This is a genomic window from Vibrio sp. YT-15, from assembly GCF_033337445.1.
Lineage (GTDB): Bacteria > Pseudomonadota > Gammaproteobacteria > Enterobacterales > Vibrionaceae > Vibrio > Vibrio alginolyticus.
The window spans coordinates 81,423-105,517 of sequence record NZ_JAWOQR010000013.1 but is presented as its reverse complement, the minus strand read 5'-3'; the positions used below and the strand labels follow the sequence as shown (position 1 = coordinate 105,517).

At 43.0% G+C, this 24,095-nt stretch carries 33 protein-coding genes and 1 tRNA gene; 29 read left to right on the top strand and 5 right to left on the bottom strand.

What is annotated here, in order from left to right; genetic code table 11:
- Window positions 1-4: 4 nt before the first annotated feature.
- The 13 genes from R7D93_RS20175 (at window position 5) to R7D93_RS20115 (ending at window position 9,450) form a co-directional block, all read left to right on the top strand.
- Window positions 5-1,675 (top strand): DUF6884 domain-containing protein, encoded by a 1,671-nt coding sequence (locus tag R7D93_RS20175; RefSeq protein ID WP_225477910.1) that lies wholly within the window; start codon window positions 5-7, stop codon window positions 1,673-1,675.
- A gap of 123 nt (window positions 1,676-1,798) precedes the next feature.
- A complete protein-coding gene (locus R7D93_RS20170) occupies window positions 1,799-2,107 on the top strand; it encodes a hypothetical protein (protein ID WP_225477912.1) in 309 nt (102 codons plus the stop codon).
- Window positions 2,108-2,169: 62 nt separating this feature from the next.
- Window positions 2,170-2,472, top strand: a complete 303-nt coding sequence (locus tag R7D93_RS20165; protein WP_225477914.1) for a hypothetical protein — start codon at window positions 2,170-2,172, stop codon at window positions 2,470-2,472.
- On the top strand, window positions 2,469-3,080 hold the full coding sequence (locus R7D93_RS20160) for a hypothetical protein (protein ID WP_225477915.1): 612 nt from the start codon (window positions 2,469-2,471) through the stop codon (window positions 3,078-3,080). Before R7D93_RS20165 ends, R7D93_RS20160 begins: the two co-directional genes overlap by 4 nt.
- Complete coding sequence (locus R7D93_RS20155; RefSeq protein WP_225477918.1) at window positions 3,077-3,352, top strand: hypothetical protein; 276 nt, start codon at window positions 3,077-3,079, stop codon at window positions 3,350-3,352. The genes R7D93_RS20160 and R7D93_RS20155 overlap by 4 nt, the downstream gene beginning before the upstream one ends.
- 125 nt (window positions 3,353-3,477) lie before the next feature.
- Complete coding sequence (locus R7D93_RS20150) at window positions 3,478-3,936, top strand: hypothetical protein (RefSeq protein WP_053409781.1); 459 nt, start codon at window positions 3,478-3,480, stop codon at window positions 3,934-3,936.
- Window positions 3,937-4,215: 279 nt separating this feature from the next.
- On the top strand, window positions 4,216-6,378 hold the full coding sequence (dinG, locus tag R7D93_RS20145; RefSeq protein ID WP_225477920.1) for an ATP-dependent DNA helicase DinG: 2,163 nt from the start codon (window positions 4,216-4,218) through the stop codon (window positions 6,376-6,378).
- Between the two features lie 72 nt (window positions 6,379-6,450).
- The gene (locus R7D93_RS20140; RefSeq protein ID WP_225477922.1) at window positions 6,451-6,948 is read left to right on the top strand and encodes a hypothetical protein; all 498 of its coding nucleotides are present in this window, start codon (window positions 6,451-6,453) and stop codon (window positions 6,946-6,948) included.
- An 81-nt stretch (window positions 6,949-7,029) separates the two neighbouring features.
- Window positions 7,030-7,464 (top strand): hypothetical protein, encoded by a 435-nt coding sequence (locus R7D93_RS20135; RefSeq protein WP_225477924.1) that lies wholly within the window; start codon window positions 7,030-7,032, stop codon window positions 7,462-7,464.
- A 151-nt stretch (window positions 7,465-7,615) separates the two neighbouring features.
- Window positions 7,616-8,047: a hypothetical protein gene (locus R7D93_RS20130; protein WP_225477926.1), complete on the top strand. Its 432-nt coding sequence runs from the start codon at window positions 7,616-7,618 to the stop codon at window positions 8,045-8,047.
- On the top strand, window positions 8,031-8,156 hold the full coding sequence (locus R7D93_RS20125) for a hypothetical protein (protein WP_258718598.1): 126 nt from the start codon (window positions 8,031-8,033) through the stop codon (window positions 8,154-8,156). Before R7D93_RS20130 ends, R7D93_RS20125 begins: the two co-directional genes overlap by 17 nt.
- Window positions 8,143-8,592 (top strand): hypothetical protein, encoded by a 450-nt coding sequence (locus tag R7D93_RS20120; protein ID WP_225477928.1) that lies wholly within the window; start codon window positions 8,143-8,145, stop codon window positions 8,590-8,592. The genes R7D93_RS20125 and R7D93_RS20120 overlap by 14 nt, the downstream gene beginning before the upstream one ends.
- A 144-nt stretch (window positions 8,593-8,736) precedes the next feature.
- Window positions 8,737-9,450: a DNA/RNA non-specific endonuclease gene (locus tag R7D93_RS20115; protein ID WP_225477930.1), complete on the top strand. Its 714-nt coding sequence runs from the start codon at window positions 8,737-8,739 to the stop codon at window positions 9,448-9,450.
- A 38-nt stretch (window positions 9,451-9,488) separates the two neighbouring features.
- On the opposite strand, the gene R7D93_RS20110 is transcribed toward R7D93_RS20115, so the two are convergent.
- A tRNA-OTHER gene (locus R7D93_RS20110) sits at window positions 9,489-9,610 on the bottom strand.
- A 142-nt stretch (window positions 9,611-9,752) separates the two neighbouring features.
- Here R7D93_RS20110 and R7D93_RS20105 point away from each other — a divergent pair.
- A complete protein-coding gene (locus tag R7D93_RS20105; RefSeq protein ID WP_225477932.1) occupies window positions 9,753-10,892 on the top strand; it encodes a phosphohydrolase in 1,140 nt (379 codons plus the stop codon).
- Between the two features lie 29 nt (window positions 10,893-10,921).
- On the opposite strand, the gene R7D93_RS20100 is transcribed toward R7D93_RS20105, so the two are convergent.
- Window positions 10,922-11,956 carry a hypothetical protein gene (locus R7D93_RS20100; RefSeq protein WP_225477934.1) on the bottom strand — a complete coding sequence of 345 codons (1,035 nt, stop codon included), beginning with the start codon at window positions 11,954-11,956 and terminating at the stop codon, window positions 10,922-10,924.
- Between the two features lie 11 nt (window positions 11,957-11,967).
- Complete coding sequence (locus R7D93_RS20095; RefSeq protein WP_225477936.1) at window positions 11,968-13,239, bottom strand: ABC transporter substrate-binding protein; 1,272 nt, start codon at window positions 13,237-13,239, stop codon at window positions 11,968-11,970.
- A 265-nt stretch (window positions 13,240-13,504) separates the two neighbouring features.
- Between R7D93_RS20095 and R7D93_RS20090 the strand changes: the two genes are divergently transcribed.
- From R7D93_RS20090 to R7D93_RS20075, 4 genes are all read left to right on the top strand, one after another.
- Window positions 13,505-13,984, top strand: a complete 480-nt coding sequence (locus tag R7D93_RS20090; protein WP_225477938.1) for a hypothetical protein — start codon at window positions 13,505-13,507, stop codon at window positions 13,982-13,984.
- Window positions 13,985-14,252: 268 nt separating this feature from the next.
- Complete coding sequence (locus tag R7D93_RS20085; RefSeq protein ID WP_225477940.1) at window positions 14,253-14,642, top strand: hypothetical protein; 390 nt, start codon at window positions 14,253-14,255, stop codon at window positions 14,640-14,642.
- Window positions 14,643-14,799: 157 nt separating this feature from the next.
- Entirely contained in the window at window positions 14,800-14,997 is a 198-nt protein-coding gene (locus tag R7D93_RS20080; protein WP_225477942.1) for a hypothetical protein, read from the top strand.
- Window positions 14,998-15,081: 84 nt separating this feature from the next.
- Window positions 15,082-15,303: a hypothetical protein gene (locus tag R7D93_RS20075; protein ID WP_225477944.1), complete on the top strand. Its 222-nt coding sequence runs from the start codon at window positions 15,082-15,084 to the stop codon at window positions 15,301-15,303.
- A 105-nt stretch (window positions 15,304-15,408) separates the two neighbouring features.
- On the opposite strand, the gene R7D93_RS20070 is transcribed toward R7D93_RS20075, so the two are convergent.
- Complete coding sequence (locus R7D93_RS20070) at window positions 15,409-16,272, bottom strand: hypothetical protein (RefSeq protein WP_225477946.1); 864 nt, start codon at window positions 16,270-16,272, stop codon at window positions 15,409-15,411.
- A gap of 114 nt (window positions 16,273-16,386) precedes the next feature.
- Window positions 16,387-17,748 (bottom strand): hypothetical protein, encoded by a 1,362-nt coding sequence (locus R7D93_RS20065; RefSeq protein ID WP_225481793.1) that lies wholly within the window; start codon window positions 17,746-17,748, stop codon window positions 16,387-16,389.
- Between the two features lie 174 nt (window positions 17,749-17,922).
- Here R7D93_RS20065 and R7D93_RS20060 point away from each other — a divergent pair, with 174 nt between their 5' ends.
- The 11 genes from R7D93_RS20060 to R7D93_RS20010 all read left to right on the top strand — a co-directional run bounded on the left by R7D93_RS20060 (window position 17,923) and on the right by R7D93_RS20010 (window position 23,901).
- A complete protein-coding gene (locus tag R7D93_RS20060) occupies window positions 17,923-18,360 on the top strand; it encodes a hypothetical protein (RefSeq protein WP_225477950.1) in 438 nt (145 codons plus the stop codon).
- Between the two features lie 180 nt (window positions 18,361-18,540).
- Window positions 18,541-19,089 (top strand): hypothetical protein, encoded by a 549-nt coding sequence (locus R7D93_RS20055; RefSeq protein WP_225477952.1) that lies wholly within the window; start codon window positions 18,541-18,543, stop codon window positions 19,087-19,089.
- Between the two features lie 75 nt (window positions 19,090-19,164).
- Entirely contained in the window at window positions 19,165-19,929 is a 765-nt protein-coding gene (locus R7D93_RS20050) for a hypothetical protein (RefSeq protein ID WP_225477953.1), read from the top strand.
- A gap of 527 nt (window positions 19,930-20,456) precedes the next feature.
- The gene (locus R7D93_RS20045; RefSeq protein WP_225477955.1) at window positions 20,457-20,882 is read left to right on the top strand and encodes a hypothetical protein; all 426 of its coding nucleotides are present in this window, start codon (window positions 20,457-20,459) and stop codon (window positions 20,880-20,882) included.
- Between the two features lie 136 nt (window positions 20,883-21,018).
- Window positions 21,019-21,711: a hypothetical protein gene (locus R7D93_RS20040; protein WP_225477957.1), complete on the top strand. Its 693-nt coding sequence runs from the start codon at window positions 21,019-21,021 to the stop codon at window positions 21,709-21,711.
- A gap of 78 nt (window positions 21,712-21,789) precedes the next feature.
- The gene (locus R7D93_RS20035) at window positions 21,790-22,209 is read left to right on the top strand and encodes a hypothetical protein (protein WP_225477959.1); all 420 of its coding nucleotides are present in this window, start codon (window positions 21,790-21,792) and stop codon (window positions 22,207-22,209) included.
- Window positions 22,202-22,495 carry a hypothetical protein gene (locus R7D93_RS20030; RefSeq protein WP_225477961.1) on the top strand — a complete coding sequence of 98 codons (294 nt, stop codon included), beginning with the start codon at window positions 22,202-22,204 and terminating at the stop codon, window positions 22,493-22,495. The genes R7D93_RS20035 and R7D93_RS20030 overlap by 8 nt, the downstream gene beginning before the upstream one ends.
- A 63-nt stretch (window positions 22,496-22,558) precedes the next feature.
- A complete protein-coding gene (locus R7D93_RS20025; protein WP_225477963.1) occupies window positions 22,559-22,873 on the top strand; it encodes a hypothetical protein in 315 nt (104 codons plus the stop codon).
- Window positions 22,874-22,893: 20 nt separating this feature from the next.
- Window positions 22,894-23,136 carry a hypothetical protein gene (locus tag R7D93_RS20020; protein ID WP_225477965.1) on the top strand — a complete coding sequence of 81 codons (243 nt, stop codon included), beginning with the start codon at window positions 22,894-22,896 and terminating at the stop codon, window positions 23,134-23,136.
- A 102-nt stretch (window positions 23,137-23,238) separates the two neighbouring features.
- The gene (locus tag R7D93_RS20015) at window positions 23,239-23,634 is read left to right on the top strand and encodes a hypothetical protein (RefSeq protein WP_225477967.1); all 396 of its coding nucleotides are present in this window, start codon (window positions 23,239-23,241) and stop codon (window positions 23,632-23,634) included.
- Between the two features lie 15 nt (window positions 23,635-23,649).
- Window positions 23,650-23,901 (top strand): hypothetical protein, encoded by a 252-nt coding sequence (locus R7D93_RS20010; RefSeq protein ID WP_169600639.1) that lies wholly within the window; start codon window positions 23,650-23,652, stop codon window positions 23,899-23,901.
- The last annotated feature ends 194 nt before the right edge of the window (window positions 23,902-24,095 follow it).

The window sequence follows — 24,095 nt, the reverse complement described above, 5'->3', positions numbered from 1 at the left end:
ACCAATGGCTAAACCACTTCTAATCATCGGTTGCAGCGACAATAAAGCTCAAACCGAAGCCCAAGCATTCGACCTATATCTTGGCCATGTGTACGAGTTAATTCGTGCGAACATAGATAATGTTCACGATCACTTTGAAGTGCTTATACTGTCAGGTCTGCACGGCCTGATTCATTCCAAACAGGTCATTGGTCATTATGACCAGCAAATGCCTAAGCGAACCCAAACAGCGGCGATGGAAGCGTATGTTGATAAGCACACTGCAGGCACTAATAAACTGTTGAAGCAATACGCTGAGAAATCCCGCGATTTGTTTGTCGTTTTGTCCAATGATTACCTAAAAGCCTTCGACATGATGACTAAAAAGCCAAGCTCCCAGAAGCTGCTTAAAACCTTCAATTCGACGTACTTTTGCCGTAAACATATTGGTGTTGGAGTTCTCAGAGGTCGATTAAAAAAGATCCTCAATAATGTACCGAAACCATTCTCACCTGTCTTGTATCGTTCAGGCTTAGCGTCAGCTGACGAGTTCACTGGCTATTCTGCTGCCAATGCTTGCTTAGGCGCTTCGCTTGCCTACGTGAGCGACATCAAGCAACCTCACTTACTCGACATGATGAAACAGTCATTGATGAAGGGGAACCGTGCTTTTCTCGACAATGGCGTCATCACCGAAGTTGGCAAAGGTAACTTCGTAGAGCCGCAAGAAGTATTCTCGCGGTATAAGCGTATCGTGGAGTCTTTCAAAGGCCATGCTAAAAAGCTAAGTATCGTCATACCAGACAACCCATTCGACCCAGCGGCCAGCTTAGCGATCGTCAAAGAAAACAAATCGGTGATTAAGTGGTTAGCACGTCGTTGTGATGTGATTCTGCCGATTCATAAGGCACCAGACATTGGCCAGCACGCTATGTCCATGATGAAAGCACTAAGTTTTGCACCTATTCGCGTCGGTATACCCTGCAAAAAGTACATTTCGACTATTGAGGTTGTTGATGGCCAAGAGGTCAAAGTCAATGTACCCGTCAGATTGTCACCTTTGGAAATTGAACAGCTCTTTGAATTAAAGGCGCCGAATAAGGAGAGGCTATTTACTGGGGCTCATTTTCTAGCTTGTTCCGAAGTAACCCGAGGTGGTGTCTATGAAGAACGAAAAACTCTCGCGCATATCCACGGCTTTGATGCAAGTTTCGATGCCTGCCGAACTGCAGCCGTTCTAGGGAATGAGAAGTCGTCATCGCGCATTGGTTCCCAATTACTGCGTGAGGTAAACGTAGAAATCACTAAAGATAAAACGCTCCGCTCCACTGAATATGCAAGACATGATTGCACCGAGGAATATGAAGACCCACTTGCTTTTACTTCGGCGGCAGAGGCTATCGAGGAAAATGTGTTTGCTTTTGTCGAGCTATGGAATGAATCAATGGAAGCAGTTTGGGAACTGGATGTATCTGACATGCAGGAAGAAGACGCGAAAGAGTATTGCTTAAACCTATTGTGCAGTTTTCCCCGCGATATAGAAGACCAGCTTCTTAAGGGGCTAAAGCTTGCTTATTGGCAGTCATTCACCTGCCGCCATCATCAAGCGACCAATTTTGAAAAGCGAACGGAAACATTCACTCGGTTGTTCTCTGACGGTCAGCGCGTAGCGATTCAAACAACCCTACCTATCTAAACCAAACTCTAAAAATGGCGCGGCGGTTACGTGGCGCCTTTCAACCATCAAACCTAAATCTAAGCATCTTGCGCGATCCACTAACTCGCTTTTAATGGAATCAAAGCACAGGAGATAACGCTCATGACAAAACAAAATTCGAAACCTACAACGACAGGTCAACTTAAGCTTCGCGTTGGAACATTGACTCATAGCTACGCTATCGAGACAGAGGAATACATTGATGTGGTTGATCTAAAGGATGCCAGAGAGAAATGGCGAGAACACAAAGAACAGCAAGATTACAACCGTTACACCTTGGGCGGTGACGTTTTTGATGGTGATGAAGTCGTTGCAGTGTTCTCACCTAATGGCCGCTGTTTCAAGCCTTCTGATAAGGGTAACGAGTACTTCAAACGTCTTCCATCTGACGAACTAATTGACATCGACTAATCACAAACTGCCCCACCAACAAGACCCGTGGGGCTAAAAAATCAAATATAGAGAGTATAAAAATGGCAGCTATTCACCCTGATGAAATCCTTATAAACCGTTCTAATCCAAATCAAACAGTGGTTACCGCCCCTGATGGTTCACTGCTTGGTGAGTTTGAACCCCATTTCACAGACATCCAATTGCGTCGCTCTTGGAAACATAACGTGCAAGCGATGTGTAATGGCCCTTGTGAAAGCGAACGCGAAGAAAAGCAGGAAGATGACCAGCCATTACTTATAGAGCACCCAGCTCCAGTGACTGTCCAAACTTCGGCGCAGGGAATGGTATTTACAGAAGAAACATTTGAGGGTTACCCATTTTGAAACTGAATCCTGCTATCACTCACTATCAGAATGAGTGCGATTTTTACAACACCAATGAAATCGATGTACTGCCAGAGCGAATTCCAACGTATATCGCAAGTGGCCCGAATGGTGACTATGCAAGACCTGCAAAAACGATTGGCGAGTTGCCGGGAAAACACCTACGAAAGTTGGCACTGAAACTTGCGGCTGAGAAATTGGGCGTGGATCAAATCAACTTTGGTTTGGAGATATACAAAACTCTCGGTATGACAAAGAACGAGGCTTTAAAAGATGGTCGGTCATGGCTTCTTCAAAATGGTGACAGTTTGAAGGTTGACCTGTTTTGGCATAACGTGCCACCAGCTTACCCTCTGGATCAAATTGCACGAACTTACCCCACTCCTGTAGGTGATATGCCTATTCGTGAACATGTACGTGTAGCGATGTCGAATATGACCGATAGAGAGCTTGTGAATGCCATTGGTTCACGTGATTTGATTAATCCTGAATTTATGGGTGAAGCCATTCACCGTAACTTGATTTGGCGCGGAGCAACGACCGAAGAAATCTACCAAGCAGTAGAAAAGCGTGAACAGCTAGCAAAGCAAAACGAGGTGACTAAGTGACCCCTATCCTTACTGATGTTTACAGCGATGAATATTTCCATTTGGCAGAAAAACCGTGGTTAAGCGGCCAAGAAAACTGCCCTGTCTTTCTCGAAGATAAAATTACCTGCCAAGGTGTCTGTTGTTTCAATATCAAAACGAAGAAATGGGATGTTGAATTAGCCAGAGGGTACGGCATGGTAGTGATCGATAGTTGTGAAACCAGAGATGAAGGAATAGCGCTGCTTTGGGAGCGTCGACAAGAAGGTAATTCTTGGGATATTGGAATTTAACATTGTACAAAAAACTATGTTTTTCATTCGATTAACTTAGTGCTTCCGTGCTAAAACATAGCCCCTAACAATATTAAAAGTAGAACAGTGACGAAGACAGTTATCTTCGGAGTATAGGAATGATTATGAAGAAATTGGGATTAAAAACACTAGCAGTAATATCTTTATTGAGTTCAGGTTACGCAGCAGCTGCATACCAGCCTTTAAACTTAAATGACCCGAACTTGAATATTTTTTGTCAATTGCGCTTTTCTGATCAGTATGGCTATCAGTTTACCCGTAAGAATGGCAATAAGCTGTATTGGAATCTTCAAAACACTGGCAAGGTCTTCGACCTTACTAAATTCTCTTATGCACCGGGAACGGTTACTGTAATTAAAGAAAATCCTCATGGATTCGAAGCAGATGTAATTACAAAGAAAAATAATGGTGAAAGTGAAAGAGCGTACTTTGAACTTAGAACACAGTATGATGCCAATGGCCCATATCCAGATGGCAAATTTGTTCGCCTGAAATTTGATAAAAAAGGCAATTTAGAAGGCGGGGAAGAGAACATGTTTAGCCATTGTGAAATCATAAAATAACGTGCATTAATGCATCCGTAATCAGTGGGGTTTTTATGGCCATTACTAACAACGGGTGCATTTTTTTTGTGGTTTAATTTCTCTTTGTTTATCTATTACTGACAGTTACAAAGTGGCTGCGTTTCTACTCTTCTTTTTGTCTTCCATTTACTCCCAGTACTGGCAGGTTTTAACAACCCACACCCTTCTCTGAGATTTAAAATTCCACTATTTTTAGTGACTTGCGCGTTGACTAAACCGTTTTACCATCACGGTATAAAGTTAATGGAGAGTCACCACATGATTGAGAAAGCACCTACCAAGCAACTGGATTTGAATGACAAAATCAAAGAAGAAATCAGAACATTATATAAAAGTGTTCAAGATGCTCTCTCTGGCTTTAAACCGAGAAAAGAACAGAGCTTTCTTATAGCAGAAATTGCTAAAACGCTTGGTGGTGTCTACGCGCAAAATGAAGGTGCGAAGCGCCGTATCATCGCTGCGGAAGCTGGCACTGGTACAGGTAAAACTTTTGCTTACCTTATACCATCGATTGTCTTAGCCAAGGCGCTAAACAAGAAACTGATCGTTTCAACTGCCAACGTAAGTTTGCAGAGTCAGCTAGAACTCAAAGACCTACCGTTACTTCAATCTATACGACCTGACATGACGTTTAAGGTGGCTTTAGGCCGTAACCGATACCTGTGCCGCCGTGATGTTGAAACCGTTGCTGTGGGCGCGCCTCCAGCGCGTAGCGAAGATACCCTATTCGACTCTCAAGAACCTGTAGAGAAAGTTTCTGGTGCCGACGCTGAACTGCTTGAGCGCATGATCGAAAACTACGACAACAAAAGTTGGGACGGGGTTATGGATAACTGGCCTGTGCAGGGTGAAGTTATCGCCTCTACGCTTTGGAACAAAGTGAACTGCAAGTCAGGCACATGCACTAAGCGTATTTGCCCCTACTTCGAAGAATGCGCTTTCCATAACGCTCGTAAGACTCTGGATACAACTGATGTGATTATTGCAAACCATGCGTTAACCATGACCAGCTTAGCGAATGGTGGCAATGTCCTACCACCAGCGGAAGACGCCATTTGGGTTATCGACGAGGCGCATCATATCCCAAAGCAATTCCGTTCTTCCTTTGAGCAAAAAGTAACTATTGAAGGTAGCCTGTCTTGGCTTAAAAAGGTATCTCAAGCAGTGTCCAAGCTTTCGATGGTACATGGTCAAGAGATCAGCCAATCTATCGTTAAAGATGGCAAAGAGCTTGATGAAGTTGTGAAAGGCTGTGTAGAGGAACTACGCTCAGTTACTGACATGCTTTTGGCAAACTGCAATTTCTCTAGTGACTACTCTCAAGAGCAAATTTACCGTTTTAAAGACGGTCTATTACCATCAGTGTTAGATACATCGCTTAGCAATTTATCAACGCTGTCGGGCAAGATTAACCGTTGCGTGTCAGCTCATACAAGCAAGCTTCAAGAGAGTCTTGAAAAACGTAAGATCCCTTCCACTCCTGCTATTGAAAAAATTCTGTCTGAGTCAAATCGCCTACAGGCACATACAGAGAGTTTTGCAGATATGTGGCAGATGTTCACCAAGATTGAGCAGAAAGGGTCAGCTATCGCTAAATGGGTATCGTGCGGCGGTAATGGTCGACCTGACCTCTCATTTAACGCAGTGCCAATCAGCGTAGGAAAAGAACTTGAAGACACATTATGGTCGAAAGCAGCTGGCGCGGTACTAACATCCGCAACCGTGACAAGCCTTGGTAACTTTGACCGCTTTATGCTTGAAGCTGGCCTAAGCGCGAATGATGGTACCCAGTATTGCCGCGTGAGTAGCCCGTTCGATTATCAGAACCAAGCCAAGCTAATCATTCCACCAATGAAGGTTGAACCAACAGCGAAAAACGAAGAACAGCACACACTTGAAATTGTTCACTACACAGGACAAATGGCACAAAAACACAAAGCGATGCTTATGCTGTTTACCTCCTACCGTCAGTTGAATCGCTACATTGAGTTGGTATCACCGGAACTTAAAGCTGACATGCTTATTCAAGGGCAAGATACCCGACCTAATTTGATTCGTAGACACAAAGAGCGTATCGATAATGGCCTCAAATCGATTTTAGTCGGGGTCGCATCGCTAGGAGAAGGGCTTGATTTACCACGTGAATATTTGACCTGTGTGGGAATTGCAAAGATACCTTTCGCCAACTTTAAAGAGCCTGTAGATGAAGCTGAGAGCGAATTCATCAGTAAGAACGGTGGTAACCCTTTCTTTGAATTGAGCCTGCCAGAAGCGAGTGCAAAGCTCATTCAGCAAGTGGGTCGTCTTATTCGATCAGCTGATTGCAGCGGCGAAGTGCTAATCTTCGACCGCCGTCTAAGTAGTAAAAAGTATGGTGCGCAGCTCATTGATTCACTTCCACCATTCACTTTATTTGCCTAATTAGCCATACCAGTTGCGGGTTCTACTGAATCCGTAAACTGGTGCTATCTGAACCAAATAGGACAGCATCAAATGACATCTACGACAACTACTTACGACTTTACTCAGTACATCACTGACAGCCACAATCCACGCTATATTGCTGCTATACACGGCATTTTGCCGTCAATGTTGGCCAAGCAATTTATTGAGAAAGTCTTCGAATCAAATTGGTGTATATCCCCTCTTTTCTGCGGATGCTTTGATACGAAAGAGCGTGCTCTTGCCTTTGTGGATCAAGTTACTGACAGCCCACTAATACTAGCTATCCCAACAATAGACTATTCAAACGTCATAACCTTAAGCGTTTCACACAACGGCGACCAATGGGTTTTGACTGACTACGAAAATGACAGCACAGCATATACGACCTTTGAGTCAATTGATCAGCTGCCATTTGCTGCCCACTCGTTTGGTAGTATTTGTGCAGGTGAAGACTGGGACGAACTGGCTCAATTTATTCCGACAGCATTACTCAAAGAAATCCCGCGCCATACTGTCACAATACTGGATTCACAATATTCTGATTAAATATCCACTTAATAATTAATTTATGAACATTGTTTGATAGGATATTTCAATTATTCATTGCCTTTTCATGGAGTTGATTCAATGGCATTTAGTATAAAAAGAGTTGGAATCCTTCTCGGTGGTTGCATAGCAGTGAGTATTGCAGTTGTTTATTCACCAATCGCTTTTAAAAGTTTCAGTAACAGTACTGTAGATCAATGCGAAAAAGGCATTATCGAAATCGTAGATCAATACGCAAAATCCATTAACTACATGGCATATGGGCAACCGTATTATGAGGATGTGGTTAAACTGAATGACAAAGCATCCTCATTTGAAGGCGCTTATATTCATTTTACTGGGTTAAGCTATACCGAAGAGCAGAAGGACTTTAACTTGAGAACGTCTTTTCTATGTGCTTTTGATGACGGTTTATTCGTAAGTTTCGATAACCCTTCTCTTGGCCACACGGTGGATTACTCAAAGAAAGCGGGGTTAGTGGTAAGAAACTTGCCCGGCTATTCCGAAAAAAATTAGTTAGTTGATGACTTTTAAATAATATTCTTACGGTGTACCAATTACCCACACTTCACCCTGGTACACCGTATTCCTGAATCCCCTTTCATCTATTGCGCGTTGGGCGAACTCGAATACCTTGGAATGACTAATTCAATCCAAGGTAATCAACATGAAAGACACGCAGCTTCTTAACCCTCAAAACCAAACCACTGTTGTTGTCGCTTTGCGTCTAATGCAATCGCTTATACAGAAACAAGGTGGCTCAGAGAACATCGTTAACCACTTTTCAGACTTCATTGAAGATGGTTGGAAATGCCCTACGGCAGAGCAAATTGAATCTCTAGTCGAAGATATTAACGTTGAGCACCATTTCAATTCGATGGACTTAAAACCACAACTAAATGGCCACGCACGCTATTTGAACTTGTTAGTGTTGATCGAGTATGACCACAAGGACATTCCTAATTCAGTACTCGAAGCAGTGTGGGATGGTGTTAATTACTCACGTAATGGTGAAATCATTGACCAGACATATCACAAAATTTCAGGTTGGCAGTACATGCCCGAAGTACCAAAGCGATCCCTTGTCATTAACGAATAAGCGGCCACCGCGTTTAAGCACAAAACCGCTGGGCTTTAACGAGTTTAACGAACTGGCCCAGCTCGTTAACCAATTACCAGAAGAGCATGAAGAAGATGGTTACAACTAATACGACGAATATTTCTCAGGTGTTCACCCGCCTAGCCCGCGCAGCACTTGGAAATGAATCGGATAAGAGTACTTGTGAGATCAGCAAAAACGACCTTACCACTTTACTGATGGCCTATCGCTTTGAACTTGGCAACCAAAATAAAGAACTGCCAGTAGATGAACTACCAGTAGAAGAGACTCGCGCTATATTTCTGCGTGACCTATGCAGCGACAATTTGAAGAACATATTTGCCGTAGACATCCTGATCGATGACTCCCACGAAGAAACGTTCCACATACAAACTCTTGACGGTGTACCACCAGCCCATAGCGATATAGAAAGTGAAATTAATGCCCAAATCCGCTCACGCTATCACGAAGGTTCAACATTCGAAATCACAAACGTGATCTCAGTGAAAGAGAGTCTTGCAACATCACCAATCAAATGCGCCTAACTACGGTTGCATCCGGTAAGAGCGGCTTTATGGCCGCTTTTGTCCGTTACCTCGCAAAACCTTTAGCCATCAGTTGAGTTGGCGCTATTTGTGAGTCATTGAAATCAATCATCCATGCATACCATCTACGGAGAGAACTAAAACATGAGAACTGTTCTGTTTACTATGCTGTTAAGTTTTGCCGGCATAGCAAATGCTGAGATTATCCACCGACAATATGAAGGTTTTGATTTGGACATCGACTGTGATCTACGCGGGGCAGTCCAATATCATTACACCCTTGGGAGAGACAAAGGCGACATAGACCGCAAACAAGATTTTGAGTTTGACCCGGAGGTACCTGCCCGTTGCCAGCAAACAAGCACATCGACGTACAAGGTAAACGGCAAGAGTACATTTGACCGCGGCCACGGCGTACCAGCGAATCATATTGATAATTCAGAACTAGGCATTAAACAGACAAATTTCATGGTAAACATCTGGCCACAACATCGAGATTTAAACCGGGGCGCGATGAAGCAGACTGAGTTAATAGCTGAATGCTACCGTGATATAGAGCCTCTTGAGATTTACGGCGGTATCATAGCAGGAGCGACACCTGCCAATTCTGACTATCTCAAATCTCATGGCATAGTCACACCAGGTTACTTCTACAAACTCATTGTACGTAAAGACCGGGCGCTTGCTTGGATATTGCCAAACAAGGCAGGCATGAAAAAAGCAGTACTTGATAAATACTTGGTGTCGGTGGCTGACCTAGAAAAAATAACGGGTAAAACGTTCCCAATGACACCTGACATGAAGAAGGGTAAACCGGAACACTCTTGGATGATCCCAAGGGGTTGTGGTTGGAGTTGAACAGTGGCCAGCATAAGCTGGCCATTATTCTTATGGGGACAGTCTGACGGGATTTGAACCCGCATCGGCTTGCAAGCCGGTTGGAGATGGTTTCGGGTTGCTATCCCTCACCTTGCCAACCACTCACGCTATGAGCGTTCTCCCAGTGAACTACAGACCGCCTTCATAAGAACCCATCAATCATACCTGATAAACAATCACATTCAAAATACAGCGTTTTAAATAATTATTACCATTGCAGATAATGAACTTGGACATATGATTTTTTAAATTCAATTCATTATCACTCTGGTAAAAATCATATGAAAATGACCAATACTGACCACTATGATGATAGCGTCGTCATCCCTTCAATTCGTCGCAATGTTCAATTAGATATTTTCGGAAGTGACAGTCTTATAGCTCTTGAACCTGCCGACCCTCACGTAAGATTTGACTGTCCAGATTTAGATCTGAGTGATTATGACCTTGCCATCGTGAGCATGAGTGGAGGTAAAGATAGTATCGCGGGATTATGCCGCTTATTGGAAATGGGGTACCCCAAAGAGAAAATTGAACTTTGGCACAACCATGTCGACGGCGATCCTCTAAATGATGACATCTTCTTTGATTGGAACTTCATGTATTCCTACAACAAGAAGCTTGCAGAAGCGTTCGGAATCCCTTTGTACTGCAGCTGGCTAAATAAAGGGCTTCGAGGGGAGATGCTTAAACATAATTCCATTCCCCACCCTCACTCATTTGAAACGCCTGCCGGCATCATTGAGCTTGGCCGCGAAACATGCAAGCCTGGCACCCGTAGAAAGTTTCCTCAACAAAGCGCCTCGCTAACCACCCGTTGGTGTTCCTCGGCTTTGAAGGTGGACCCGGCTAAAAGAGCCTTAACCAATCAAGAACGATTCATCGGCAAGCGTGTTTTATTCATAACTGGTGAACGTAGAGAAGAAAGCTCGAGTCGCAATCGTTTCTCACAACTCCAGCCCCACGCAGTAGACACAGAACGTAAGAGCAAAAATCCGAAAAAGCCGCGTTATATCGACTCTTGGAGAAACGTGCTGCATCTATCCGAAGAAGATGTGTGGCAAATACTTTCAGACTGGAGAATCACACCACCTGTACCCTATCGATTAGGCTGGGGACGCTCGAGCTGTAAGCTTTGTATATTTTCTTCTGACCGGGTGCTTGCAACGATTAATGAGTATTGGCCAGAAAAAATCCTAGAGGTTGCAGATTACGAGGACGAATTTGGCGTCACAATCGCCCGTAGCGGCAAGAACGTGCTTGATAGAGCCACCAGCACTACCCCGTTTATTATCGACGACGAGGAAGCGTTACAGCAATCATTCCAAAAGGAATACACTCTGCCTATCTTTGTCCCGGATGATAAGATTTGGACACTACCTAAAGGCGCGTTCAGTACTGAATCTTCTGGCGCCATATAATGGAAAAAGGGAGCGTCATGCTCCCTTCTTTATTCGTCAACTTGTTCGTTGTTGTTATCTGGTTCTATCTTGGCTTTGTTGGAACTAACTTTCATCAACTTATCTTTTAGTGAGGCAAAGTAAACCGCGCCAATTTCCTGCCTTGTGGTTTCCCCTTTTACGTCAATCATCAACACGTGATCCTTATCGCTTCGACCGAGTTTAATTTGGCTGTACTCACCAATAATCTCCGTGTTGATCACGCACGCTCGGCTAATTTTCAAATACTGGTCACTAAATGAGTTTTCCAGTTCGGCCATTGAGCAGCGGATATTCTGTTTCGTGCCATTCGTGAAGTGCAATGTAGCGTATGGATGCTTGTACGTGGCGTATAGAAAATCTTTGTTCAGGACAAACCCACGCTTGTTTTTGGATATGATTTTTTGAATGTTCCTCAAACGGACATCGGAAATTGTCTCACCAGGTGACGCTGGTATTTCTCTTAACGCAGCAATCTGGCGGTCACGGCGCATTTCGTAGTATCGATGAACATACCAAAACACCCCAAGCTGGCACAGCGCAAAGAGAAAGAATAAATAAGGGTTTGGGGACATATGTTCATACCAAGGCATGCCCACCCGGTTAGAAACAACCCATTGGATTTTACCTAAGTCCAAATCGCCAATTTTTAATTGAGATTGCCCACGTGATGTCTCCCGAGTTGGCATAGCACTGATCATGGCCAACGTATCTTCACGCGTACACGCCACCCTTTCTGCTTGCTGGTGGCCATCAACGGAACTCAACTTCAAGCTAATACATGCACTAATAAACGGTGCCTGCTTTTCAAATCGCTCAATGAACGCCTTCATATGACGTTCAAGCCCGTCCACATTGAAGTAGTATGCATTTTCATACACTAAGTCAGAAGTGGACCTGTAATGAGCTGCTTCAACAAACACACCCTTCTCAATTCTCAGGCGGTTCGTAGAATCAACTCCTGAAAGGAAGAAAAGCCCATAGTTAGCGATAATAATAAAGATTGTTGAGAATATAATCATCGCATTATGTTTAAGATAATTCATTATGCCTTCACTTAAGGTTTAAGCGGTTCAAATGTTTCAAGGTGAATAAGCTTCTCACCTGTCATTTCGAACAGGTACATAGGCTTATAAGCAAATCCATCATCATCAAATGAAAACTGGTTACCCGTAGTAACTGTGTTATAGGGTGACTGTTTAATCATCCGCATAAGTTCTTTTGGTGTTGTTCCTTCCTTGAAATCATCACTTATTGCCATCAGCATTTTCATTAGGTCGTATGCAACCGTTACATGTGTTGTTACGCCGTCGACATCACAATAGGTATCCACAATGCGTTGAATAGAGCTTTGTGCTCTACGTTGTTCAAGAGTACTTTTGCTAGTAGCTGGATGGTCTATGTCCCAATCAGATATAAACAGAGCTCGTACATCCTCGGAGATACCACCAGACACTTTTAAAAATTCAGTTCTATTCATTGGCACGTTTCCACCAAAGAAAATAATGTCCTTTTTCCCGGCCCTTACTAAACGGTTGTAAAGCACACCTATCTTGGGGTTGTATAACGGTGCGAACACAAAGGCTCCATCGGGGATACGGGCCACCAGATCATCAAGTAGTTCGTTTTCAAGGCCAAACGGATAGGTATTGATGTGTTTACGATGGTTAAGGCTGTAGATTTCCCTTTTAAACAACTCACTAAATTCATCTGAGTAGTTATTTAAAAGATTCGGTACCACGACGATTGGGCGATATTGGAAGTTAGCCATAAAGTAACGAGCAATAATCTTAGACATCGTTATGTTTGAAGATGAAATGCTAACGCCTTTATAACCAGGCTTGATGGTATTCAGTGAAGTTGCACTTGTGATATAGGGTATACCAGCATTTGAAAACACATCAGCTGCAGCCTCTGCTTGAGTTGACGTTAAGTGGAGCACCGCAAGTCGAACACCCTGTTTAACTAGATCTTGAGCGACTTTGCCACTTGCCATCGCGTAAATGTCGCTTACTTCTTCAAATATAAAACGGATCTGAGCGTCATTGTTGTTCAGGAAGTATGAACGCGCCATACCTCTAACAATGCATGAACGTTCATAGTTTATGAAATTGGATTTGTTAGTACTGCTGCTAATAATGACACCCACCTTTAACGGGTGAACAGCCCTCGAAACTTCTTCATATGGTAAAGCTTGTGCGCTAACAAATGACAAACATCCATATAACACCAAGGCACGGCATATCAACAAGGCTCTATTAAACCAGTTGTGCAAATTTGATTGCTTTTGAAGCAAATTGTTAACGAAGTTTCGATTCAAAAAAGACATTTTACCTAATATTTTTCGACAACCAAAAAAAATTTAAGTGATTGTTATTAAAGTACTATTCATTAACAGCAGCAGAATTTAAAGCACATTTCTTAACTTTCCGAACGTACAAATTTTGAAAAGTTATCATTTTCAATTATTGTGACCTTCTTCCCAAAAATGATTGTATCGATTTTTGGGTTCTTACTAGGTCAAATAACTATAAATAATCAACAACAGTTGATAACTGACCATCGCTTACTTGTGACATATAACAAAAATAAACATGAGCCAAAAAATTATGTTTAACGCTAAAACAACACAAAACTTAATAGATCACCAACCTAACAACATTGAATCTGACGACCTTGTTGTAGAGGTAACACCTTCAAACGTCATCAACCTTTTCACTGACATTGCAGCGGAGTTTGGAAACGGTGATCTAACCTATTCGTTCGACGGGGAAACCATGACACTGTTAATAGATATTAACGGAGTCAATGGCTCGATCGCTGTAGGTGACTTGGACCCATATCAAACATGGGACGCTAACTCGACTACTGACTTCTTCGCTCTTAGAGCAATTCTGTCTGTAGATCCTAAACACCTGAACGAGCTAAATCGCACTCACCCAAACACCAAGTTCTATCTTGATGGCAATAACATTTTGGCTGAGGAAGCGTTCTATCTAACGTATGGTGTATCTACTTTAAACGTCTTAGACCGCTTCTCTGCCTTTGTAAAAACCGTAAACGCTACGTTTTAAAATCGGTTTTAAACAACATACGGCAACTTCAAGAAAGACGGGATTATACATACTTTATAATTGTTAAAAAGAACAATTACGTGCATGAATATGTAACCCGTCTCTTTTCATTTGTACCATATCTGTTTGTTTTTCAAATTACATTAGCAATGTCAGATAGTTGCAATAGTATATAAGCTCTACTTCCTGTTACTTGCGCGCCTTATGCCTTATGGCAATCTTTTATTCCTGAATCGTCTTCATCTAACTGGTTCGCATGTAGGCTAGCATGTCGTATGCAACCCACTTTACATTTCGACCAATACAAAAAGGCTTAACCATGTCGGAATACCTAGATCAAGTAGAGCTGCTAAGCAGCGAAATCAGCGCCCTAGAGACAGCTGAACGAAAAACGTATATCAACTATTCCCTGCAACGCATCCTGAACTACAAGGACATCTTTATTCATAAAGAGGCTTTGTCGTCAGATGTTTTGTGTAAAGCGTTTAAATCATTGTCCACAGTTGAACAAGCTATCTGTAAGCACGGACTCGATGCTATGAATTTTACTATCCACTATCTCGACGAGTTATCTAAAAACAAACGATTTAAACTTGAGCCGAGAGCATTCACAGTCGATAGTCAAATCAAGTTTCTTTCGCATTCATATCAAGCTTAGTATTGGATTGTTTTTAAAATGTCAGGATTAGCTTTTTAATTTTGTTTTGTGACCATCTACCAGATTATGTTTATGATGGTCATCATTGAAATTAAAGCAGTGGTTGTTGCCACTGCTTTTTAATAATCTTGTAAATTAAATATATGGGATTTTAGACATGTCTGAACCATCAGAAAGAATTATTTTGCCTGCACTCAACTCTCGTAAACACTCAGTTAAAGTAACGCCTCTTGGAAAGTTTCTAAGAGCTTTACGAATTGAGCACGATGTCATTCTAAGAGACATGGCCAAGTCACTTGGCTACTCTTCTTCCCTACTCTCCGGTATTGAACTTGGTACTAAATCGATACCCTAAAAGGTTCGTTTTCTTGCTTTAATTAATCGCGCTTATTCCATTACAGATGGCGACGAACTGGTTAGGTTGGTCGAAGGCCACAAGTTGAATTCAGAGTCAGAGAAAGATGAAGAAAGGCCGCTGGTGGACATGAAAGCCTTACTTGATGAATGGGTTGCATCTGGCTCCCCAATCATTGTTCTGGATCCCGGGCATTCCTCTCAGGAGCTACTAGAAGCAATTAATAAACTGCTTCCTGACGATGGTAAAGCCAAACTATTTTTGTTTGACCCAAGCACCCACGGTGAGAAGGTGAAGTTATCGTAACGCATCCGTAGTAATTACTTTTACCGGTTGCATTAAAAAGGCTCCGTTCGGGAGCCTTAATTATGTCTTGTTTCTACCTACACCTAAATTGTGTCTGCTATTTCATCACAGCTTGGCGAGAGTGATAGAGTTGACCAAGTTACCTTTCCACTCGGCCCCGGATTTTGAGCTAACGTCATAGTAAACATTAAACACATCGCCATCTTTCAGGTCTAATCGCATCTTAGCGCGTCGGATTCGAGTTGCACCGTCAATATCAAAGTCGATATATTCTTGATGCACGTGAGATACAAGAGGTTTTATGGTTACGTGCTGCTTGTTAAGCCAGCGATTAATCGCATCCTTCAAATTGTCCTCACTGCTGCACAAATCGTTGAGTTCCTGATCTGTAAACTTAGCGTTGGGTACCAGCATAGGAAGTATTGCTTTCAACTTAGTAAATTTGTAGAGCACCGAGTAATCGATACCTTTCAGGTGACTAGCCCAAATCGAGTAGCAACCAAATTGCTCGGCATGACTGAACGGAATCAGAATCCGCGTTACGTATTCACCGCCAAAGCCATTGCTTACAGCAAAAAGATCATCTGGCTCTGATAGCCACGCAACATGGCCACCGCATGTTTCAGCCATCATTTTAGCCGCTTCTAGAGCTCGCTTGTGATTGTCGTAAGCCTCTTCTCTTGATTGTTCGTTCGAATCCTCCCCAAATGCTTCACTGTGCACCAGGCAGAGGAACTTAGCCCCACTATAGAGGACCGAATACGCGACATTGCAGTGAAGCAACCCACCAGCAAGCCCGACAACATCTTCTTTTACAAACTCCGACTCTGTAGCGGTGAGTGTATGCCCTGCTTCTTTGTCATAGTCCAGCTGATGCTTGTCCAGGTACTTGAATGATTCATCTACCGCTTCACCGCACCCGTTTGTTAGGTACTTTATCTGTAGAGGGTTAATTACTAGTGGATTCATAGTTTTGCCTTTGGTTGTTTTTTGGTTTCCTCCTAATCTACGGCCACTCACTAAACGCGCAAGACACAAAAAAGGCGCCCGGAAAACCAAGGCGCCAATGTCGATCAGAATAAATTACAGCCCTTTGACCCAATCTATTTGTGTGGTCACTACATTGAATGATTTTCGCATTTCTTCTGCGAGAGTCTGACTTAACCCGGTAAGAATACGCATCTCTCTACCCTGCTCTTTTCGCTCAATTTCTAAAATCTCTTCGTTTAGCATCTTCACGTCGTTACTAATCTTAGTCACCTGTTGCCAAAATTCTGGGCCAGTACAATTCATCTCATTGATTCGATTTGAATGCTCCAGTTCCGCGCTAAATTCCTTATGGCTTAGTGCTTGATCTACCAATTTAGTCAACGTGCCGATCTGAGGCTCAAGAGCCTTATGAAATAGCTTGGTAAACTTGCTTTCAATGTATTCAAAGTCTGTGTCCTGACCTTCCACAATTGAATGAAAACTTCGGATACTATCCATGTGTTCTCTGATGACTGCAGTAGCCTCATTTAACGTCTGCAGAAGTGCATAAGCTAAAACCCAAAATTCCCTTGGGCTTTCCTCTTTGTACAGTTGCCCCAGCTTTTCGACATCTTGGTTCTTCATGATTTGGTTTAAGATTTTGGCCAGCTTCTCTTCGGCTTCACCTGCCGCCTTAAACAATTGGTTTGCCTCAAACGTATTCCTATTCCACAACAAGAACTCTGTCGTATAGTGCTTCATGAACGAGTTGGCATCGTACTGCCTTTCGACTTGCTGCTTGTAATCCACATTCTGACCTTGAGTTGCCTTGGCGTGAAATAACCCAAGGGGCAACATCAAAATGAATGCAACCGTGAAGTTCACAAGATGGTAATTGTCATAGACATCCCAATTGATATGGAGGTAATTGGCACACAGCTGAGATAAGCATGTCAGTAACGGAAGATTCATGGGCTCAAAGTTGATAGATACTGACATAAGCCCTAACGCGATGAATAATGCCGGGAAAGGCGTAATTAGCAACCAGATATATACGCGCTTAATCCCCTTTACCAAGGTCATGTACAGAGCACTAATGATTAGTCCAAGTAAATAGAACGCGCCAAAGTCAGTCACATACGAGGAAATGGTTACTGGCACTCCAGGAACTACCTTTAGTTCCCCAGCCTTCAAATGTATTAGCTCTACCAAAGGAGATAACAATTGTTTGTCTTGGATAAACACCAATAGCAGTGCAAAAATAATTGCTGAGACAATGCCTAACATCCAGTTATATGGCTGTGGTTCGACAGGCATATTCCTCGATACCTTAATGACATCATCCATCCCCTTCCAACCAAAGCTCACAGGATCCGGTAACTCACCAGTCAAATACCTTTCATGTGCTGCCAGCGCCCTATCTTTCTCTACAGTAGCTATGAGACTTTTGTATCTCAGCTTGAGAATTGTCTTCAAATCTTCACCCTCACATATCGGTCCAACTGAGTGAACGCAGTTTGGAAATCAAATGCTATTGCACATTTAATTAACCGTGTTTTTATAAATACTCACATGGCGCATATTTTGCGTTTTAAACACCTTGTTTTCAACTAATGCGTTCTATTGCTAGTTTTCATTAAGGAACCGAACATGAGCTCAAACCTCAAAAACATCATGCCAAAATTCAACATCAACGATACGACCTACCTGTACAACTGTGCCGGGGATTTTGTCGCAGAGGGTTTGACCGTTTACTATGATGCTGAACGCGCAAAAGACCTGAACAGTATCGTATCCAAATGGGCAGGGGCTGAATTTGCGGTAGTACTAAGACACGGAGTTTTGGGCGTTATGGCCGAACAGGAGTTTTCAGATATGTCCTTGAGAGATAATGTTATAACTGAGTTAATGCCCGTTTATTCTAAATTTAACGGCACTCGCCACATCAACATTGGCCTTATCGATAACGACTCAATATGGCCTCAAATGTTCATTCCTGCCAGCGTTGTGGAAGACCATCCCCCGCTTACATCGAGCGTCGTAAAACAATTCGCCATCGCACTAGAAAATCTCTCTGACCAAGCATAACTCCCACTCTTTACAAATGAGCGTGACCAACTAAGGTGTCGCTCATTTACTCAAATCTTATACTTCACATTTAAAATTTAACGTTTATCCTTACAAACACCTGTCCAGTACTATTGTGCGTTTAGCAAAATCGCATTTAATTGTTTCTATCAAACACGTTCAACATTCAAAGGTAGAAGCATGGATCACGCAAGCAAACTTAAACCGGGCATCGTAATTAAGCGTAATGGCGTCGAATACCTAACGACTAACTACGACGCTGATGAAGGCTATGTGTCTGTCGTTTGCATAGAGAACACAAATCAACGCGGTCAAACCTATCAGCTCCCTATTGAAGAATGCTGCATCTTTGATGAAAGCGTCATCGTAGTTAATCGCAGTGAACTTGAGTGGGTCATCGATGACATTGATTTAGAGATGATTGAAGCACTAGAAGGTAACCGAGATGCCCAGCTGACTCTTAGCCTTAAACAACGCGAGAAGTTCTATTTGCCTAAAACACTACAGGCAATGATGAACATCAAGGAGGAAGGCGCAGAAGACGGCGAAATGGGTGTCGTTTTCTTTGGAGAGCAAGAAGAACTTTTCTTAGCTGAACTCAAAACAGTATTAGAAATCTTCGACGAATTATCTATTACGGATGCTTGTGAAACCGGCGCATCGATTTTTGCCAAGAGCACACAACTAAACATCCAAGGATTCATCGGTGTGAATTTCAACGGCAAGTGATCGTCACTGCCACCAGCAATTATCCCTGCTGGTGGCATACAGGAATAACGTAAGTATTAATGCTATAGGCAGAACATGAACCAGAAAAACAAAGAGCTGTATGTCGGCCGTGAATTACGTCGCCCAGGCTACAAAGTTAAAGACATCGATTCCTTCGGTTTGTTGACCAAGACAGGCGCGAACCTTGAAGATGTAGCTCTCCAACTTGATGCAACTCCGATTATGATAATGGTGACAGAAGTATTTCTCGGCGGTGCATCAAAGAAGCATCCGGGAGAAGTACTTGCTCAGGCTGCTCGACTAAATTGCATTGCACCAGATGTAGTCCATTATCGCCACAACCAAAGAGATGTGCATGTCAGAACAGCTCGTAAACACAACTACGAACAGAATACCCGTAAAACACTAGCGCTTTCACGAGGTGCAGGTCAGGGGCTATTCATCGTGCGTGCTCCGGGCGTATCCCCTATTGAAGCTGCAGAAGACCTCAAAGCAAATGGAATTCAGTTTGTAGTCACTAAGGTAGCAGGCAATCGACAGGCTCGAATCAATGTTTCAGCTAGTGATAAATGGCTCGTGGTTCGGTCGGAGTTATACAACCCACAAGCAATGTTACGCCCAACTCTGTCTAACTCAACCCACCAGCTAAACAATGCAATTGTTGAGTGCTTGAAGGCACCTGTATCCGAAGACTACGAATACCTCATTGAATTTGAGTCTCAACTTGTTCGTGTTCTCGATGTATTGGCAGAACGCGGAGAGGGGAAGTCGGAGAATGCACAGGCTCTCTATGAGAAGCTGCAGCACGTTCAGGTAAAACTTGAGGTGTGTGAGTCATAAAAAGTAAAAGGGCGCTAGTTTCAGCCAACTAACGCCCTTTTCCACCCATAAAAGCCAGCTCAACTGGAGACAAACTAACCTTCAACTACACAATACCTACTTTGAGAATAAAAACAACCCTCGTTAAACTTGTGATCTACCCTCTCTATTTATCACCTTTTCTGTTCATATCCTCTCGGAAGTCATAGAGAACACTTCACCTAAACAACAGTTCTTTCTATCGACCTCTCATAAGTCATCCAAGACTGCACCTGTTGTTCACGTACTCATAGATTTAGTTTGAAAGTCTTCAAATAAGTCACAAGTGACTCTTGGTATTAAAAATCATATAGAGGTAATTATTTGAAAATTTTTTAAATAAATACCCCAAATTTAAACTATCGCGTTTTAAGTATGTTCATACAATAAACATTGAACTCGCAGTAGTGTATAATCCTGCGAGTAATGAGATTAGTTACCCAGTAACTATTTTATTACGGCCACATATCAACACCGTTGGCGTAACCATTTTCTATACGGAGAGATTTATGGATTTGAACACCGGAACGACCATTGCTATTGGTCTAGGACTAGGCATTGCTATGCACTTCTACTTTAAAGCTAAGAAAGCACGCGAAGACAAGGAAGCAGAAGATTCACTTAAGACAGCTGGCGACAAATTGGATAAGCCATCTCCACGTACAGCAAGTGCAGGTAAAACATCACATGCTTTTGTGCCGCCGGCATCTCAGTCTGCTCGAGTGAAACCAACTCCCTCTCGATCGGGCAGAGATTACGACGATGGTGATGATCTACTTGCGACCGCTGTAGTAGGTGCGGCCATTATGGATTCAGTCGAGCCTGACACCACTAAGACCTACAGTAGTGTCTCTGTAACAGGTTTTGACTCCGGTTCGAGTGATAGCGGTTCAAGCTCAAGCTTTGATTCTGGCGGCGACTCTAGTTGCGACTAATTGACCGAATCATTTGTTTGTAGCTGGTGGCCGTTTAATACGGTCACTTTTTTTAGCCTTGCGCGTTAGGCATCTGTGATTAGCTTTGAGCGTATAGGCACACAATGGATTAATGAAATTATATAGGCATTACACAATGGGACACCGTATCAACATACAACTTAACCACTTGAACGACACGCAACTTGCCTCAGTCGTAGTGACAGCCAATTCAAGTGCAAAAAACTTTCCGCTCAACTCGGAGTTTTATCAGATCCTTCAATCGTTAAATGGTCAGCCATCTGAGCAGCTTAGTTACCTACTTAACCTGACCTACCCTAAAACAGAAGGTAACCACACTGCAGGCGATCGCGTCTTTTTCCTGAGCACAGCCCATGATGACTCAGACACAAATATTCATATAACGCTAAAGGACGTGGTAATTAAAAAATCACTCCCCCTTTATCTTGTTGATGTCCGTGAGGCATTAAGTGCTATTGACCCGGATTACTCGATGTCGGAAGCCTACTTTACCGAATCATTTAATAAAGGCTTATCAGTAATTCAGGCCGTTGAATCGTATATCTACCAAAACCCATTCGGCATTAAACACCTAACACCGCTTATGGGTTCGGCTTTGAATAGCGATACAGTTTGCTTGTCACGCCCATACATTCCAATTGATGCAGACGAGTATGAAGAGCTGTGCCGTGGTAGCTACGATTTCTACCAACTACCAAGTGGTCGAGTGGTGACTTTTTCCAATGCAAGCTGTCATGACTCAGATACTGCTTACGCGCTTTGCCCAATGAATAATGAACGAACCAAACAGATTTTAAGCACTCAATGATTTTTAACGCGGTGGACCAGGTTAACTTCACCGCAATACCTAACTGCAGTAATGCAACCGTAAGAAGAGATTTTAGCAATGAGCATTCATGCCACCAGCGATGATGTATTGAATAAACCACTAGCTGTGTATGCCACTGACGAAGAGAAAGAAGAAGTCCTACCGAAAGGTTACTACAAAGCCACACTGTGGGGTTGTGCAGGCTCGCCAGAAATAACCGTCTACTCGAACGGGGAACAATACTTCTCCTACGACAGTACCAATCCTGCAGAGCCATTGGATCCAAGTGACTTTGTTATTTCTCAAATGCCCTTGTTCCCTTCGCCTAATGAAGAGGCACTTAAATACGCCTTAAACCAAGCATTAGAATTCATAGTGAAAACAGGTAACGACTATAAAAGGGATCATCACTTAAGCATTCATCACGCACTTGAGGCAGGTTCACTGGTTACAGAAATTGAATCGTTACTCTTCAACAAGGAAAACGGCAATGATTGAAGCAGCTAAAGATAACAAGCCCACTACATGGCAAGAAGACCTACAAAAACTCGTTCTCGGTGCTGTGGCATTCAATCTCGGTGTATTAGGCCTACTACTGCGATTTGGGATCATTCAATTTAGTGACAGCATCCCAGAAGAATTGCTTTACGGAATTAACACCCTGACTTCAAAGGTACTGTTTGTTCCACTCTGCCTGACTCTTATCGGTGTTGGAATGCTGTTTATCTGGGTAGTACTACAAGAACCAATCCGTGAGCTTAGAGCGTGGTTAAAGAGACACTAGCGCACCTATGCTCAGCGTGTGAACAGTGTTTGCAACAAAAACACTATAAATGAGGCAAAATAAGTGAATCAAAACGAAGCATTTAATCAGATCGTACTGAGATTTATCGATGCTTATGTAGAACTGCATTTAGAGATAAACTCCACTATCGTTATGGCTCAGTTCCCCATTGCACGGACAAAGGTTAGTAGCTTGATGACACGATACCTAGAGGATAAGCCAAGCAACCTACGTTATGTGGCCGCGAGACAGCGTTACCTAAAAGGTTTATCGTTTGAGCGACAGTTTCTTGAGAAAGACCAAAGCGCACTCGCCTATCTGCAAGCTATCGAACTGGCGTATAAACCTTACACGGATGCTAAGAAACAACCCTGTTGATAACATACTGAGAGTTAACCATGAATAGCTATATCGTTCACAAAGAAACCTTGTGTAAAACCTGCGGCAAGCAGTTACTCGATGAAGGCACCCACATCGATGTAAGCGGCTTCATATCTCGTTTCGATAGAGAGGCAGTCACGATGATTAAATCGGTCGAAGATTACATGAAGTACGCTGAATATATTGACTCTCAGTTACTGGCAAACGGTCAGATTGAAATAACATGTGACAATGTAACCTACGTTATCCGCAAACTGTAAGGGGTTCGCCCCTTATCTCCCGCTCCCCTACCATTTTATCGAGTTGCACGATTAGCCTTTGCATTTAGATTGGTCACTTCAACCAAGCAACAAGGACTAATCATGAGCCACCACGCAATCAACGCAATGATGCGCAACCCAAAGCTGTTAATGGACTATCAAATGACGGGACGCTTACCAAGCGTGTCAGATGCCCCTGCAACACCTCTACGCGACCTTATATCGCATATCCCTGCTCGATTACGACTGGAGTTCAAAGGTGTGCGTCTTAGCCCTGCCCTTGGCTTCAACAGTGGCGCTCAATTCCACAACCTAGCTCAGCTGTATACGTGGCTCGGTGCTGATGAAAAGCTTATAGGCAACAAAACTCTTCCATACATGAGTTGGCGTATAGCTGCATTCAATAAACCGCTAACTATCGCGGATCTTATTACTCATTGCTCAGCAGTACCGAGTGAAGAAATCATCAATAAATTCGTAGACCCTCGATACCGCTAAGATAAGGACGTCATCATGCAAACAACGAATGCAGCACTAACCACACTTAATGAAATTGCCGCAGAGCACAGTATCCCAGTTCAAGAAACTGTTCATCACTATCACCAGTGTAGAACGGTGGATCACCCTAATCGCTATACAAGCGGCTTGGTTATTAAAAATTACGAGCAGGCAACGCAATTGAATGTGTTGGCAAGCGAGTCAGGTCTAAGTACAGGGCTTCACACGTTCGGCTTTAGCTCGATTGTGTTTATCAAAGTGGATTAACTATCGTGCGCTGGTGGCTTTTGTATGAGAGCCACCAAAAGAAATGATTTAAAAACATGCATCCGTAGTTAGGAGGTTTCCTTTGCCGAGCCGATAAACTGCGGGTACTTGGGTTACATTCAGTTTTGGTGTGGCTTGAGGGTTATGCTGTTCTTTTTTTAAAGAACTGGCAGGGGTAATTGTGTCTGAAATGT

What these genes read in the sequence shown, in the direction of transcription:
- R7D93_RS20175 (WP_225477910.1), top strand. Translation starts at nt 5, where the DNA reads ATGGCTAAACCACTTCTAATCATCGGTTGCAGCGACAATAAAGCTCAA.
- R7D93_RS20170 (WP_225477912.1), top strand. Translation starts at nt 1,799, where the DNA reads ATGACAAAACAAAATTCGAAACCTACAACGACAGGTCAACTTAAGCTT.
- R7D93_RS20165 (WP_225477914.1), top strand. Translation starts at nt 2,170, where the DNA reads ATGGCAGCTATTCACCCTGATGAAATCCTTATAAACCGTTCTAATCCA.
- R7D93_RS20150 (WP_053409781.1), top strand. Translation starts at nt 3,478, where the DNA reads ATGAAGAAATTGGGATTAAAAACACTAGCAGTAATATCTTTATTGAGT.
- dinG (WP_225477920.1), top strand. Translation starts at nt 4,216, where the DNA reads ATGATTGAGAAAGCACCTACCAAGCAACTGGATTTGAATGACAAAATC.
- R7D93_RS20140 (WP_225477922.1), top strand. Translation starts at nt 6,451, where the DNA reads ATGACATCTACGACAACTACTTACGACTTTACTCAGTACATCACTGAC.
- R7D93_RS20135 (WP_225477924.1), top strand. Translation starts at nt 7,030, where the DNA reads ATGGCATTTAGTATAAAAAGAGTTGGAATCCTTCTCGGTGGTTGCATA.
- R7D93_RS20130 (WP_225477926.1), top strand. Translation starts at nt 7,616, where the DNA reads ATGAAAGACACGCAGCTTCTTAACCCTCAAAACCAAACCACTGTTGTT.
- R7D93_RS20120 (WP_225477928.1), top strand. Translation starts at nt 8,143, where the DNA reads ATGGTTACAACTAATACGACGAATATTTCTCAGGTGTTCACCCGCCTA.
- R7D93_RS20115 (WP_225477930.1), top strand. Translation starts at nt 8,737, where the DNA reads ATGAGAACTGTTCTGTTTACTATGCTGTTAAGTTTTGCCGGCATAGCA.
- R7D93_RS20105 (WP_225477932.1), top strand. Translation starts at nt 9,753, where the DNA reads ATGAAAATGACCAATACTGACCACTATGATGATAGCGTCGTCATCCCT.
- R7D93_RS20100 (WP_225477934.1), bottom strand. Translation starts at nt 11,956, where the DNA reads ATGAATTATCTTAAACATAATGCGATGATTATATTCTCAACAATCTTT.
- R7D93_RS20095 (WP_225477936.1), bottom strand. Translation starts at nt 13,239, where the DNA reads ATGTCTTTTTTGAATCGAAACTTCGTTAACAATTTGCTTCAAAAGCAA.
- R7D93_RS20090 (WP_225477938.1), top strand. Translation starts at nt 13,505, where the DNA reads ATGAGCCAAAAAATTATGTTTAACGCTAAAACAACACAAAACTTAATA.
- R7D93_RS20085 (WP_225477940.1), top strand. Translation starts at nt 14,253, where the DNA reads ATGTCGTATGCAACCCACTTTACATTTCGACCAATACAAAAAGGCTTA.
- R7D93_RS20080 (WP_225477942.1), top strand. Translation starts at nt 14,800, where the DNA reads ATGTCTGAACCATCAGAAAGAATTATTTTGCCTGCACTCAACTCTCGT.
- R7D93_RS20070 (WP_225477946.1), bottom strand. Translation starts at nt 16,272, where the DNA reads ATGAATCCACTAGTAATTAACCCTCTACAGATAAAGTACCTAACAAAC.
- R7D93_RS20060 (WP_225477950.1), top strand. Translation starts at nt 17,923, where the DNA reads ATGAGCTCAAACCTCAAAAACATCATGCCAAAATTCAACATCAACGAT.
- R7D93_RS20055 (WP_225477952.1), top strand. Translation starts at nt 18,541, where the DNA reads ATGGATCACGCAAGCAAACTTAAACCGGGCATCGTAATTAAGCGTAAT.
- R7D93_RS20050 (WP_225477953.1), top strand. Translation starts at nt 19,165, where the DNA reads ATGAACCAGAAAAACAAAGAGCTGTATGTCGGCCGTGAATTACGTCGC.
- R7D93_RS20045 (WP_225477955.1), top strand. Translation starts at nt 20,457, where the DNA reads ATGGATTTGAACACCGGAACGACCATTGCTATTGGTCTAGGACTAGGC.
- R7D93_RS20040 (WP_225477957.1), top strand. Translation starts at nt 21,019, where the DNA reads ATGGGACACCGTATCAACATACAACTTAACCACTTGAACGACACGCAA.
- R7D93_RS20035 (WP_225477959.1), top strand. Translation starts at nt 21,790, where the DNA reads ATGAGCATTCATGCCACCAGCGATGATGTATTGAATAAACCACTAGCT.
- R7D93_RS20030 (WP_225477961.1), top strand. Translation starts at nt 22,202, where the DNA reads ATGATTGAAGCAGCTAAAGATAACAAGCCCACTACATGGCAAGAAGAC.
- R7D93_RS20020 (WP_225477965.1), top strand. Translation starts at nt 22,894, where the DNA reads ATGAATAGCTATATCGTTCACAAAGAAACCTTGTGTAAAACCTGCGGC.
- R7D93_RS20015 (WP_225477967.1), top strand. Translation starts at nt 23,239, where the DNA reads ATGAGCCACCACGCAATCAACGCAATGATGCGCAACCCAAAGCTGTTA.
- R7D93_RS20010 (WP_169600639.1), top strand. Translation starts at nt 23,650, where the DNA reads ATGCAAACAACGAATGCAGCACTAACCACACTTAATGAAATTGCCGCA.